Raw genomic sequence first — 13,597 nt, 5'->3', positions numbered from 1 at the left:
GAGGCTATCAGCCGAAGCGGTAGGCGCCCATATAGAGGCTGCCGCCATCCCAGCTCTCGTGCAGCCGGGTGGGCGCCACACCATCAGCAGCCCCCAACGCCACAAAGAGCGGGCGCAGGTGGTCATCGTGGGGATGAGACTCCACCACTCCGGGGGCCTGCTGGCGATAGTCGAGCAGCGCCAGACGATCCTCGTCGGCCATCTTCTGCTCCAGCCAGTCGACAAACTGGCTGGCCCACTCCGGCACTGGCGAGCCTTCCGGTGCCAGCGCCCGCAGGTTGTGGGTGATGGCGCCGGAGGCGAGGATGCCAATCCCCTGACTGCGCAGCGCCCCCAATACCTCTCCCAGTTGCCACAACTGGGCCGGGGTAAAGCTCGCGGGAATGGAGATCTGCACCAGCGGGATCTCGCTGTTTGGGTCGATCAGGGAGAGCGGCGACCAGACCCCGTGATCCAGCTCGCGCCGCACCGGGGTGGCGGTCAGTCCGGCCAGTGCCAGCTGGTCGCTCACCCCTTGTTGCAGCCACTCGGGGCTGCTGGCAGGCCAGCGCATCCGGTAGAGGGGCTCGGGAAAGCCGTAAAAGTCGTACATCAAGGCCGGTTTGGGCTCGACGTTGATCTGCAACTCGCGGCTGAACCAGTGGGCGGAGATGACCACCAGCCCCTTGAGCTCACCCAGACGCAGGGTTCGCAGAAAGCGAGTGGCGGGTTGCTCACGCAGCACCAGATCCGGTGCGCCGTGAGAGATAAACCAAACGGGGGCGAGGGACATAAAGCGAACTCCAACAAAGTATCAGGGGGCGATACCGGAGGGGATATCGCTGTTGGAATCGATTATCCCCCTGCCATGAAAGGTGGACAATCCAGCAAGATAGATAAGAACTATCAACTAATGGTTGATAATTTCACGCTTTCACTACCGGTAAGCAGCAATAGATATCAAGGCTGCGGCGCTTCCGGCAGCTGTCGGGCTGCACGAAGCGCCATCCGGGTCGCTGCACTGTGATCCTGCCACTCTCGCCACGCCAATCCCTCGGCGGCCGCCTCACCTTTCACCGGATGGGAGAAGATCGCCAGCAGACCGGCATTGTCAGGCCAGTAGCGGGTTGGCAGTGTCTGAACCAGCAGCAGGGCGGCGCCCAGCAAGAGCAGAGCCCATCCGGTTTCATGGCTGTTTTTCATCCCGGCCTCCTTCACCCGTGCGCCAATGAACTAACATTTTTGCGCAAGCCGGTGACAAGACGGTGACAGCGGACGGGTGGTCATTTTACAACATCTGAACCTCAACCCGGCCAAACAACCACAGATGGCAACATTTGTATCCCTTCAGCCCGAACCTGTGGCCGTATGCTCTAAAATGTGACTCACAGGAAAACGTTATCCCTGAAAAGAAAACGTTATCTGGTCAAAACGTTGTTTCTGGATCATAAAAAGATTCCAAAAACTGGTGTATATTGCTCGGCGGAAATTCCTTAACCATGAAGATTGACATGAAAAAGACCAAAATTGTCTGCACCATCGGTCCGAAGACCGAATCCAAAGAAATGCTGGCCAAAATGCTGGACGCCGGCATGAACGTCATGCGCCTGAACTTCTCCCACGGTGACTACGCCGAGCACGGCAGCCGCATCAGCAACCTGCGCGCTGTTATGGCCGAGACCGGCAAGCACGCAGCTATCCTGCTGGACACCAAGGGTCCGGAAATCCGTACCATGAAGCTGGAAGGCGGCAACGACGTCGCGCTGGTCGCTGGCCAGACTTTCACCTTCACCACCGACCAGACTGTGGTTGGCAACAAAGACAAAGTGGCCGTGACCTATGCAGGTTTCGCCAACGATCTGCGCGTCGGCAACCGCATCCTGGTTGATGACGGCCTGATCGGTCTGGACGTTATCGAAATCACCGAGCGCGAAGTTATCTGTAAAGTGCTGAACAACGGTGACCTGGGCGAGAACAAAGGCGTTAACCTGCCGGGCGTCTCCATCAAGCTGCCGGCCCTGGCCGAGAAAGACAAGCGCGACCTGATCTTCGGTTGCGAGCAAGGCGTTGATTTCGTTGCTGCTTCTTTCATCCGTAAGAAAGAAGACGTTCTGGAAATCCGTGAGCACCTGAAAGCCCACGGTGGCGAGAACATCCAGATCATCTCCAAGATCGAAAACCAGGAAGGTCTGGACAACTTCGACGAGATCCTGGCTGTTTCCGACGGCATCATGGTTGCTCGTGGCGACATGGGTGTAGAGATCCCGGTTGAAGAAGTTATCTTCGCCCAGAAGATGATCATCGCCAAGTGTAACAAAGCCCGCAAAGTGGTTATCACTGCCACCCAGATGCTGGACTCCATGATCAAGAACCCGCGTCCGACCCGCGCCGAAGCTGGTGACGTGGCCAACGCCATCCTGGACGGTACCGACGCAGTCATGCTGTCCGGTGAATCCGCCAAGGGTAAGTACCCGCTGGAAGCCGTGACCATCATGGCCACCATCTGCGAGCGTACCGATGCCGTGATGCCGTCCAACCTGTCTGCTGCCAACGACAGCAACAAGCTGCGCATCACCGAAGCCGTATGTAAAGGCGCCGTAGAGACCTCCGAGAAGCTGGACGCCCCGCTGATCGTGGTCGCTACCGAAGGCGGCAAGTCTGCCAAGGCCATTCGCAAGTACTTCCCGAAAGCCTGGATCCTGGCTATCACCACCAACAAGAAAACTGCTGCCCAGCTGGTTCTGACCAAGGGTGTGGTTGCTCACGTGGTTGACAGCATCGCCTCTACCGACGATTTCTATCGCATCGGTAAAGAAGCCGCGCTGGAAATCGGCATGGGTCTGAAAGGTGACGTGGTTGTGATGGTCTCCGGTGCTCTGGTACCGAGCGGCACAACCAACACCGCTTCTGTTCACGTTCTTTAATCAGAGCTGAACGAGTTGAAAACGGCGCCTGCGGGCGCCGTTTTTTTTGTCCCTCCCCCCTGCTTACCTGACAAGCCCGGTGTTAGAATCCACGCGAATTTAATCTATGCGGGAAATCTCCCGAATATCGCGTAATAACCCGGAAGTTATATGCCCTCAATACGTTTTAAAAGAGTCTCGGCCACCCTGTTGCCGCTGCTCTGTCTCCTCGCCAGCCTCTGCGTGCCGCAAGCCATGGCGCAAGATGTCCCCTCTCGCAACGCAGTTCAGCGAGCGCTGGATGGTCTGGGTAAATCAGAGACCCTGACCGTCAGTCAGCAAGCGGATCAGAAGTTGCTGACCGAAACCCTCGGACTGCTCGACAGCATCGACAAGGAAGAGGCGAAGGCCAAAACCCAGGCCCAGCGGATCCGCAACCTGCCCACCGAGCTCAGAGAGATCAGCGCCAAGCTCGATGCCCTGACCAAGGGCAAGAGTGCCGAGCAGATCAAGAGCGAATACGCCAGCATGAGTCTGGCAGAGCTCGACAGCCGTCAGCCGGAAGTGCTGGCCAACATGCAGGCGGCCCAGGAGGCCCTCGGCGCCATCGGCAGCCAGCTCACCAGCTTGCAGACCCTGCCGGAGCGGGCCCAGGCCAGCATGAGCCGCGCCTACCAGCGCAGTCAGGAGATCCGTACCCGCCTCAACGCCGGTGAAAGCGTCTCCAGCGCCGAGAAGATGAAGCTCGGTGCCGAGCTGGCCCTGCTCGACCTGCAACTGGCCCACCTGCAAAAGGAGCTGGATAACCGTACCAGCATGCAGGATCTGGCGATCAAGCAGCGCGACTACCAGAGTGCCCGTCTCGCCAGCGAAGAGCAGAAACTGCAGCTGTTGCAGGATCAGAGCAGCGCCAAGCGCCTCGGCGACACAGAGAAAACCGCCGAGCAGACCGGTGAACTGGTGGCGACCGAAGACAGCCCGCTGGTGCAAAAAGAGCAGGAGCTCAACCACCAGCTCAGCCAGCAGCTGATCGGTGCCACCACCAGCCTCAACTCGCTGGTACAAAAAAACCTGCAAGCCAAGAGCTGGCTGGAGCGCGGCATCCAGACCGAGCGCAACCTCAATGAACAGGTGCAGATGCTCAAGGGCAATCTGCTGCTGTCGCGCATCCTCTATCAGCTCTACCAGCAGCTGGAAGCGGCACCCACCATCGCCGTCAAAAATCTGGAAGAGCAGATTGCCGATCTGCATCTGGCCCAGTTTGAACTGAGCCAGCAGCGTGACCAACTATTCCAGAAGAACCTCTATCTGGACAATCTGATCGCCGGCAGCAAGGATCCGGTGAGCGAGGAGGACAAGGAGAGCCTTGCCAAGCTGCTCGATACCCGTATCAATCTGCTCGATCAGCTCAACCGCCAACTCGACAGCCAGCTCACCAACGCCATCAGCCTGCAGCTGACCCAGCAGCAGCTGGCGCGGGTCTATGCCTCTATCGAATTTACCCTGCAGCAACACATCTTCTGGGTAAGCAGCAACAAGCCCATCGACAGCAAGTGGTTTATCAGCTGGCCCGCCCAGGCCTACAAACAGGCCTCCGACTGGGTATTGAAACCGGACTGGAAACGCTGGCGCGAAGAGCTGCTGGGGATCTCCCTGCTCGCCTTCCCGCTGCTGCTGATCGGCGGCCTGCTGGTCTGGAAACGTCCGGCGCTGGTTGAGCGCGAGAAGAAGATCACCAAGGACCTTGGCCGTTTCCGTCAGGACAGCCAGTGGCACACCCCGCGCGCCCTGCTCTATACCGTACTGCAACGCCTGCCGGGCAGCATGTTCATTCTGGCTGGCGGTCTGCTGCTGACCTACTGCGGTCTGCTCAGTCCCAAGCTGATGTTCCAGATCACCCTGAACCTCGCCCTCGGTTATCTGGTGTTCAGCGTCTATCTGGCGGTGATGCGCCCGGGCGGCATCGCCGAAACCCACTTCCGGATCCCGAAAGCGGAGCTGCAGGCCAAGCGCAACAGCATGCGCTACATCTGGTTGCCACTGCTGCCGCTCATCATGCTCGCAACCAAGGCGGTGGTTGAACCCTCCACCCTGGGCAACGACGTGATCGGCCAGGCCATGACCCTGACCCTGCTGGGGCTGGCCGCCTATCTGGTGTTCCCCATCTCCCGCGCCCGCATCAAGGGCGAGGCGAGCATGCAGAAGTCGCTGATCGCCATCGCCCTGGCGCTGGCGCCGGTGGCGCTGATCGTGCTGGCGGTGCTCGGTTACTACTACACCGCGCTGAAGCTGACCGGTCGCCTGATCGAATCCTTCTACCTCATCATCATCTGGAGCCTGGTCTACCGCACCGCCCTGCGTGGTCTGGAGCTGGCGGCCCGTCGTCTGGCCTACCGCCGTGCGGTGGCCAAGCGTGAGCACAAATCTTCGGAAGATGCGGAAGGTGGTGAGTCCATTGAAGAGCAGCCCATGGATCTGGAGGATGTCAGCCAGCAGTCCCTGCGTCTGACCCGTACCGTGCTGATGCTGATCTTTGGCGTCGCCTTCTACTGGCTCTGGTCCGATCTGGTCGCGGTCTTCTCCTACCTCGACAGCATGGTGCTGTGGCACCGCAGCGAAGGCACCGGCGCCAACGCCGTGCTCTTCCCCATCAGCCTGAGTGACGTGCTGATCGGCTTCCTGCTGCTCGGCGGTGCCTGGTCACTGGCGCGCAACCTGCCGGGCTTGCTGGAGGTGCTGGTGCTCTCCAAGCTCAATCTGGCTCAGGGTACCGCCTACGCCATCACCACCATGCTCAACTATGTGCTGATCGGCTTTGGCTCCCTCACCGCTCTCTCCATGATGGGCGTGCAGTGGGACAAGCTGCAGTGGGTAGCGGGTGGTCTGTCAGTTGGTATCGGTTTCGGCATGAAGGAGATCCTCTCCAACTTCGTCTCCGGCATCATCATCCTGTTCGAGCGCCCGGTGCGGATCGGTGACACCGTCACCATCGGCTCCTTCTCCGGTACCGTCTCGCGGATCCGCATTCGCGCCACCACCCTGACCGACTTCGACCGCAAAGAGGTGATCATCCCCAACCAGCAGCTGATGACAGAACGGCTCATCAACTGGTCGCTGAGTGACACCGTCACCCGGGTGATCGTGCGGGTGGGCGTGGCGTACGGTTCCGATCTGGAACTAACCCGCACCCTGCTCAAGCAGGCGGCCGACGAAAACAGCCGCGTGCTGAAAGATCCGGCCCCCATCGTCTACTTCCTCACCTTTGGCGCCAGCACGCTGGATCACGAGCTGCGCTTCTTCGTGAGCGAACTGGGAGACCGCAACCCGGCGGTGGACGAGTTGAACCGCAAGATCGACCAGCTGTTCCGCGAGAATGGCATCGAGATCGCCTTCAACCAGATGGATGTCTACATCAAGAACATGCAGGGCGAAGAGCAGAAGGTGGAGTCCAACTCCGCCGCCCTGCCGCCGCCCGCGGAAGATGGCAAGCAGCCAGCCTGATAGCGAACTGCATGAATCTGATGACAACAGCCGCTCGCCCAGGTGAGCGGCTTTTTTATGCCCAGTTTATGGCGATAGAGACAGTTATCCATTGCCAACATGGCTGGCCGCCGCACAACAGGCAGCCATCACCCTTGATAAAATATAAAGAGAAATAAAAGTCTAAAAACAAACACTTGCCCTACACGACTACTTACCGCATGGATGAAACCTGCGCCCTTCTCCCCTCACCGCGCCCCCCATACCGCGCTCGCTCCGGCTCCCGGATTTTTATAACTTTTTTTAATTTTATTTGAGTGTCCTCTTCATCCTGACCATTGCAAAGTGGCGCCATTCCAGCGCCGGGCCCTGTGACCACCGCCCGGCTGACACCGACTTGCTCATTTGATAATTGAAAGGATCCGAGAGATGAAACACCCCTTGATGGTAATGGGAATAGCCGCCTGTCTGGCATTGAGCGGCTGCCAGAATATGGATACCAAGAAAGTCCTGATAGGTGCAGCTGCGCTGGGTGCCATCGGCGCCGCTGGCTATTACGCCGGGAAAAAGCACAGCGATAACAAACACGAGCATGATGGCCAACATGACGATAGCGATGACCAGCATATGGCCACCAGCAAGATGCCCCGCTACTGCTCGGGGGCAGCAGCCAGCAAATTCCATGTCTCCCCCCGCGATATCACCACCGAGTCGGCAGAAGAGAGCGGCCACAGATACAAGGTCTATGGCCAGTACGAGACCAACGATGATGCGGTCGACTTTACCTGCACCTTCAATCACGACGGTCGCTTCCTCTCGGTCGTTCGCAGCTGATTGGCCAGCGGGTATAGCCAATTCACTACTGGCACCCCATACAGGACACACACGATGAAACAGCAACGCAGCATGATCGCCAGCCTCATTGCGCTGGCCCTGCTTGGCCTCGCTCCATGCGCCGGTGCCACCAGCGGCCACTCCGGGGTGGATCTGGCCAGCATGGATAACAGCGTGCGCGCGGCGGACGATCTGTTTCGCCACGTCAACGGCAACTGGCTGGCCCAGACCCAAATACCGGATGACATGCCGGGGCAGACCATCGGCAATCTGCTGGCGGACAAGTCGCTGGAGGATCGCAAGGTGTTGCTGGAGGAGCTGCTTAAGCGCCCGCAACAGTCCGGAACCCCTCGCCAGCAGATCGCCGATCTCTACGCCAGCTATCTGGATCAGGCCGGGCGGGATGCCAAAGGGCTGACCCCCATTCAACCACTGCGCGACGAGATCATGGCCATCCATGATGGCGCCTCGCTAGCCACCTACTTTGCCCGGGTCAGCAAGCTGGGGGGCGGCGCTCCCTTTGGTATCGGGATCATGGCCGACAAGAAGCAGCCTGACAGCTACGGGATCTACCTGCAGCAATCCGGCCTCGGTCTGCCGGATCGGGACTACTACCTGAAAGCAGATGCCGCCAGCAAGACACTGCGGGCCAGCTACGAGCAGTTCATTACCGCCCTGCTCAACCATGCCGGCGTCGAGGGGGCGAGCGAGCAGGCCCATCGCATTCTGGCGCTGGAGACCCGCCTCGCCAGCCTGCAGTGGGGCAGAGTCAAGCGGCGGGATGACAACCTCACCTACAACAAACTGCCCATCGCCCGCCTCAGTCAGTTGCTGCCCACGCTGGATTGGCAACGCTACCTGGCAGAGGCCGGTATCGCCGGGGAAACGGAGATCATCGTCAGTGAGCCGGACTATCTGGAGAAGCTGGCCGCCGTGATGCAGGAGACCAGCATCGCGCAGTGGCAATCCTACTGCCTGTTCCATCTGCTACGTACTTATGCGCCCTATCTCGACAGCCAGAGCAATGCCCTGCACTTCGCTTTCTACGGTACAACCCTGAGCGGCATCCCTCGGCAGCGGGAGCCCTGGAAGCAGGCCATGGAGGTGCTGGACGACTATCTGGGTCAGGCGGTGGGCAAACTCTACGTGGAGCGCTACTTCCCGGCCGAAGCCAAGGCACAGATGGCGACCATGGTGCGCAATCTGATCACCGCCTATCGCCAGGAGATCGGTGGGCTCGACTGGATGTCTGCCCCGACCAAACAGCAGGCGCTGGCGAAACTGGAGAAGGTTCGGGTCAAGATCGGCTATCCCGACCAGTGGCAGGATTACAGCACAATCGAGATCCGTCCCGATGATCTGGTCGGCAATGCCCAGCGCGCGGCCACGGTGCGTTACAACGAGCACCTTGCCCGCCTCCATCAACCGGTGGATCAGGAGGAGTGGTTCGACAATCCGCAGACGGTGAACGCCTACTACAACCCGAACAACAACGAGATTGTCTTCCCGGCAGCCATACTGCAACCGCCCTACTTCGATCTGAAGGCGGATGATGCGGTCAACTATGGCGCCATCGGCGCGGTCATCGGTCACGAGCTGAGCCATGGTTTCGATGATCAGGGGGCCAAATTCGATGGCAACGGTGCCTTGCACAACTGGTGGGCTCCGGCCGATCTCAAGGAGTTCGCCGCCAGAGCGCAAAAACTGGCAAAACAGTACGACCGTTTCGAGCCCATCAAGGGGGAGCATGTCAACGGCCAGCTGACCCTTGGCGAGAACATCGGCGATCTCGGCGGCTTGACCATCTCCCACAAGGCGTACCGGCTCGCCCTGGGCAACCGCCAGCCAGCGGTGCTCGATGGCTTCACTGCCGAGCAGCGTTTCTTTATCGGCTGGGCGCAGGTGTGGAAAGGGAAGTACCGGCCCGAGCTCGCGGCCGTTCTGCTCAAGACAGATCCCCACTCGCCGCTGGAGTACCGGGTCAACGGCGTCGTCGTCAATATGCCGGCCTTCTATAGCGCCTTTGCCATCAAGCCGGGAGACAAGCTCTATCTGCCACCTTCCGAGCGCGTGAAGATTTGGTGACCACCAGCAGGGGCCCTGGCCCGAAAAGCTCCAGCAGATGGACCACCTCCACCTGAGCTGAAGATGACCGACACAGGGAGTGTCTGTTTTACCCTGCCTGGTTTTTCCAGACCCACATGTGCCTGACCATGTGGGTTTTTTTGACCCTTTTGCTCTGCCCCTTCTCCTCAGCCTGCCCAGCTTTCACCCGATACGGCCACGGCAAACAACTCCACCGTTTTTTCGCCTTTGCCATTGGCTGAAAAACCGGCGGTGGAACCGCTATAAATCGGTTTACCACCAAACAGGTCTGACCTATGGTAAAGCATGTAAAAGATGCATCGTGGAGCCGCTTTTCCTATGAATGACCGAGAACTGCAACAGATCCTGTTTCGCTCCTTCGATGTGATCCCGCTGCCTATTCTGGTGTCCGAATCCATTGCCCGTCACGATGGCTGCTCACCCGACATGATCCCGCAGCGGCGCCACCGCTTCCTGAATAAAGCCTTTATTGAGCAGCTGGGCTACAACCTTGACGATCTGCCGGACATGGCCTCCTGGTTTCAGGTCGCCTACCCGGATGAAGGGTATCGCCGCACCATCATCGACTCCTGGCACTCCCAGGTGGAACAGAGCTTGTCGCAAGGGCTGGAGGTCGCCGAAATGCCTGCGCTGATCCGCTGCAAGAGCGGTCAGTCGCGCTGGTTTATCGTCACTGCCCAGCTGGGAGCCGATGCCATCCCGGATGGCCATATCGTCACCTTTCGCGATATCCACGACCTGCAGTGCATGGTGGAAGAGGTGAGCCGCCTCTCCTGCACCGATCCGCTCACCGAACTGACCAACCGGCGTGGCGCCCAGCAACAGTTGCAGGCCCTTTGGTTGCAGGGTGAGCCCCTCTCGGTGGTGTTGGGAGATATCGACCATTTCAAGCAAGTCAATGACCGCTACGGCCACCCTGCGGGCGATGCCGCGCTCTGCGCCGTCGCCCACGCTATGGCGGGCCAGCTGTTGCCGGGGGAGAGTCTGGCCCGTTGGGGCGGGGAGGAGTTCCTGCTGATCCTGCCTGGTTGCGATATTGAACAGGCAGCACGGCGCGCCGAGCAGCTGCGCCAGCATGTCAGTACCACCCGCTTGCCATGGCAGGGGAAGCAGCTATCCCTCACCATCAGTCTGGGGTGTGCCAGCATGAAGGGGCAGGAGAGCATCGACTATCTGCTGATGATGGCAGACCGAGCCCTTTATCAGGCCAAGGATCAGGGCCGTAACCGGGTTGTCATCTCGACGGAATAGAGTGGTAACCAGAATGGAAAGCCGACTCGCGGCCATAAAAAAACCGAAGCACAAGGCTTCGGTTTTTTACTGCGCAACTGGCGTGAGCCAGCCGGGCATTACTTCTTGATACGGATAACCGGGGTCTCGCCCACAGTCACGGCTCCAGTCATTTTGATCAGCTCTTTGATCTCGTCCATGTTGGAGATGACAACCGGAGTCAGGGTAGACTTGGCTTTCGCTTCCAGAACGGCCAGATCGAACTCGATGATGGTGTCGCCGCGCTTGACCTGTTGACCTTCCTGAGCGATACGCTTGAAGCCTTCGCCTTTCAGTTCAACGGTGTCGATACCGAAGTGAACGAACAGCTCGATACCGGAGTCGGATTCCAGAGAGAACGCGTGGTTGGTCTCGAAAATCTTGCCGATGGTGCCATCGCACGGCGCAACCATCTTGTTGCCAGCCGGCTTGATGGCGATACCGTCACCAACGATCTTCTCGGCGAAGACAACGTCAGGCACATCTTCGATCGGCACGATTTCGCCAGACAGCGGAGCAAAGATTTCGATGCCGCCGGTGTCAGAGCTATCGTCGGAAACCAGTTTCTTCAGTTTATCAAACAGACCCATATAAAGCTCCTAGAGATGATTTGTCGCTGTTTGCAGCCGATCTTAGCAGACTGCTTTCTGCTTAATAAAGTTATCTACGCATGCTTCGATTTCAGCGGCGGTGGCAAAGCTCAGTGCTTGATCAGCCATTGCCTTCACATCTTCGAAGTTGGTGTTGCGGATAAGCTTCTTGATACGCGGTACAGAGATGGCGCTCATGGAGAACTCATCCAGACCCATACCCAGCAGCAGCAGGGTAGCGCGCTCGTCACCAGCCAGTTCACCACACATACCGGTCCACTTGCCTTCGGCGTGGGACGCATCGATAACCATCTTGATCAGGGTCAGGACGGAGGGTGACAGCGGGTTGTACATGGCGGAGATCATCTCGTTACCACGATCGACAGCCAGGGTGTACTGGGTCAGGTCGTTGGTACCGATACTGAAGAAATCCACTTCCTTGGCCAGATGATGAGCCATCACGGCAGCGGCCGGGGTCTCGATCATGATACCCACTTCGATGGATTCATCAAAGGCTTTGCCTTCGGCACGCAGTTCGGCCTTCAGCGTCTCTACGGTAGCTTTCAGGCTACGGAACTCTTCGACAGAGATGATCATCGGGAACATGATGCGCAGTTTGCCGAAGGCAGAGGCGCGCAGAATGGCCCGCAGCTGAGCGTGCATGATGTCTTCGCGGTCGAAGAAAATACGCACGGCACGCCAGCCCAGGAAGGGGTTCATCTCTTTCGGGAAATTCATGTATGGCAGCTCTTTGTCGCCGCCAATGTCCATGGTACGCACGATGATCGGCTGATCCGGCATCGCTTCGGCCACTTCTTTGTAGGCTTTGAACTGCTCTTCTTCGGTCGGCAGCGCGTCACGGTCCATAAACAGGAACTCGGTACGGTACAGACCCACGCCTTCGGCGCCATTGCGGATGGCACCTTCGGTATCCTTGACGGTACCGATGTTGGCGCACACTTCGACCTGGTGACCATCCAGCGTGATGGCAGGCAGATCTTTCAGCTTGGCCAGCTCATCTTTCTCGGCCTGGAACTGAGCCTGGAACTTCTTGGCTTCGGTCAGCTGTTCAGCGGTCGGATTGATGATGATCTGGTTGTTGATCGCATCCAGCACCAGCATGTCACCGTTCTTGACGCGCTCGGTGATGTCGTTGGTGCCTACCACGGCCGGCAGCTCCAGGGAGCGGGCCATGATGGAGGTGTGAGAGGTACGGCCACCGATGTCGGTGACGAAACCCAGCACATATTTCAGGTTGATCTGAGCGGTTTCAGACGGGGTCAGGTCTTTGGCGACCAGGATCACCTCTTCGTCGATGGTGCTCAGGTTGACAACGGCGATGCCCAGTACGTTCTTGACCAGACGGGTACCGATGTCACGGAAGTCGGTAGCGCGTTCGCGCAGATAAGGGTCATCCAGCTCGGCCATCATCTTGGCGTACTGTTCGATCACCTCATAGATGGCTTTGTCAGCGGAAGCCTTGTTGTCTTTGATGAAGGATTTGATATCCCCTTCCAGCTCCTCATCTTCGAGCAGCATGATGTGGCCTTCGAAGATGGCCTCTTTTTCCTCACCGAAGGTGCGACCGGCCATCTCTTTGATGGCTTCCAGCTGGGTAGCTGACTTGGTACGAGCTTCGAGGAAACGGTTGATCTCGGCATCAATCTGGTCAGCAGAGATTTTGCCCTGATTGATAACGATTTCATCTTCTTTCAGAAGAAGCGCCTTACCGAATGCGATACCGGGGGACGCAAGAATGCCAGATATCATAATCCTTCCTATTAAAACGACTGTGGGGGAGGAATCTAAAGCTGGATTACTCCAGCTCGTCCATCAGGGCAACCAGCTTCTCAACAGCTTGCTGAGCATCCGGACCATCAGCCTGGATAGTTACGTTGGTACCCTTGGTCAGGCCCAGGGTCTGCAGCTTGAACAAGCTCTTGGCGCTGGCGGACTTGCCACCGGAGACCACAGTGATCTCGCTTTGGAATTCTTTGGCTTCTTTCACGAACTGAGCTGCCGGACGGGTGTGCAGGCCGTTTTCAGCAGTAATAACAACAGACTTCTCGTACATGGTTTCACCCCATATTATTGATATTTTTTGGTGGATTGGTCGTTTTTGAAGCAACCTGACCCACCGTGTCAGTATGGATATGTTGTAAAGTAACGAAAGCAGACCCGCAATGGTTTAATCCAGGTCAAGTTTCTGTGCAGTAATCGGCGCGCTGGTTGGCAATTTTCAGTTATTGGGCTACAAGCCGCATCAGGACTGGCCTGAAATTATTTTATAACGAAAAATAACACTTTGTTACTTTGTGATACCCAGCCAGCAAACACCGCGTGACGCCGCACAGGATATGAGATTTAGAGCGGAATGTCTGCTTTTTTTCTCACTCCGGAACTTGTTATTTTACCCCAAAAAATAAGGATCAAGTG

Annotated in this window: 10 protein-coding genes; 5 read left to right on the top strand and 5 right to left on the bottom strand. The window is 58.0% G+C overall.

Annotation, left to right across the window (positions count from 1 at the left end; translation table 11 throughout):
• Positions 1-7 precede the first annotated feature (7 nt).
• Positions 8-772, bottom strand: a complete 765-nt coding sequence (locus OKB77_RS02250) for a DODA-type extradiol aromatic ring-opening family dioxygenase (protein WP_201952032.1) — start codon at positions 770-772, stop codon at positions 8-10.
• A gap of 167 nt (positions 773-939) precedes the next feature.
• Positions 940-1,182, bottom strand: a complete 243-nt coding sequence (locus OKB77_RS02245; protein ID WP_201952036.1) for a hypothetical protein — start codon at positions 1,180-1,182, stop codon at positions 940-942.
• 308 nt (positions 1,183-1,490) lie between these two features.
• On the opposite strand from OKB77_RS02245, the gene pykF reads away from it, so the two are divergent.
• From pykF to OKB77_RS02220, 5 genes are all read left to right on the top strand, one after another.
• Complete coding sequence (pykF, locus tag OKB77_RS02240; protein ID WP_031227651.1) at positions 1,491-2,903, top strand: pyruvate kinase PykF; 1,413 nt, start codon at positions 1,491-1,493, stop codon at positions 2,901-2,903.
• Between the two features lie 150 nt (positions 2,904-3,053).
• Positions 3,054-6,383, top strand: coding sequence for a mechanosensitive channel MscK (gene mscK / locus OKB77_RS02235; RefSeq protein ID WP_005359039.1), 3,330 nt, complete (start codon positions 3,054-3,056; stop codon positions 6,381-6,383).
• 408 nt (positions 6,384-6,791) lie between these two features.
• Positions 6,792-7,196: a hypothetical protein gene (locus tag OKB77_RS02230; protein WP_040065860.1), complete on the top strand. Its 405-nt coding sequence runs from the start codon at positions 6,792-6,794 to the stop codon at positions 7,194-7,196.
• A gap of 54 nt (positions 7,197-7,250) precedes the next feature.
• Positions 7,251-9,281, top strand: a complete 2,031-nt coding sequence (locus OKB77_RS02225) for a M13 family metallopeptidase (protein WP_201952038.1) — start codon at positions 7,251-7,253, stop codon at positions 9,279-9,281.
• A 339-nt stretch (positions 9,282-9,620) separates the two neighbouring features.
• On the top strand, positions 9,621-10,553 hold the full coding sequence (locus OKB77_RS02220; protein ID WP_103251314.1) for a GGDEF domain-containing protein: 933 nt from the start codon (positions 9,621-9,623) through the stop codon (positions 10,551-10,553).
• 98 nt (positions 10,554-10,651) lie between these two features.
• Here the strand turns inward: OKB77_RS02220 and crr are convergent, their stop codons facing one another.
• From crr to OKB77_RS02205, 3 genes are read right to left on the bottom strand one after another with little or no spacing between them, the layout of a single operon-like run.
• Entirely contained in the window at positions 10,652-11,161 is a 510-nt protein-coding gene (gene crr / locus OKB77_RS02215) for a PTS glucose transporter subunit IIA (protein ID WP_005338264.1), read from the bottom strand.
• Between the two features lie 42 nt (positions 11,162-11,203).
• Positions 11,204-12,931 (bottom strand): phosphoenolpyruvate-protein phosphotransferase PtsI, encoded by a 1,728-nt coding sequence (gene ptsI / locus OKB77_RS02210; protein WP_058058331.1) that lies wholly within the window; start codon positions 12,929-12,931, stop codon positions 11,204-11,206.
• Positions 12,932-12,977: 46 nt separating this feature from the next.
• Positions 12,978-13,235: an HPr family phosphocarrier protein gene (locus OKB77_RS02205; RefSeq protein ID WP_005338266.1), complete on the bottom strand. Its 258-nt coding sequence runs from the start codon at positions 13,233-13,235 to the stop codon at positions 12,978-12,980.
• Positions 13,236-13,597: the final 362 nt, after the last annotated feature.

The organism is Aeromonas sp. Y318-3, from assembly GCF_027706185.1.
Classification (GTDB): Bacteria; Pseudomonadota; Gammaproteobacteria; order Enterobacterales; family Aeromonadaceae; genus Aeromonas; species Aeromonas veronii.
The sequence above is the reverse complement of the archived record's forward strand: the minus strand, read 5'-3'. Positions and strand labels throughout refer to the sequence as shown.

Coding starts and splice junctions, on each gene's coding strand:
- OKB77_RS02250 (WP_201952032.1), bottom strand. CDS start 772: ATGTCCCTCGCCCCCGTTTGGTTTATCTCTCACGGCGCACCGGATCTG.
- OKB77_RS02245 (WP_201952036.1), bottom strand. CDS start 1,182: ATGAAAAACAGCCATGAAACCGGATGGGCTCTGCTCTTGCTGGGCGCC.
- pykF (WP_031227651.1), top strand. CDS start 1,491: ATGAAAAAGACCAAAATTGTCTGCACCATCGGTCCGAAGACCGAATCC.
- mscK (WP_005359039.1), top strand. CDS start 3,054: ATGCCCTCAATACGTTTTAAAAGAGTCTCGGCCACCCTGTTGCCGCTG.
- OKB77_RS02230 (WP_040065860.1), top strand. CDS start 6,792: ATGAAACACCCCTTGATGGTAATGGGAATAGCCGCCTGTCTGGCATTG.
- OKB77_RS02225 (WP_201952038.1), top strand. CDS start 7,251: ATGAAACAGCAACGCAGCATGATCGCCAGCCTCATTGCGCTGGCCCTG.
- OKB77_RS02220 (WP_103251314.1), top strand. CDS start 9,621: ATGAATGACCGAGAACTGCAACAGATCCTGTTTCGCTCCTTCGATGTG.
- crr (WP_005338264.1), bottom strand. CDS start 11,161: ATGGGTCTGTTTGATAAACTGAAGAAACTGGTTTCCGACGATAGCTCT.
- ptsI (WP_058058331.1), bottom strand. CDS start 12,931: ATGATATCTGGCATTCTTGCGTCCCCCGGTATCGCATTCGGTAAGGCG.
- OKB77_RS02205 (WP_005338266.1), bottom strand. CDS start 13,235: ATGTACGAGAAGTCTGTTGTTATTACTGCTGAAAACGGCCTGCACACC.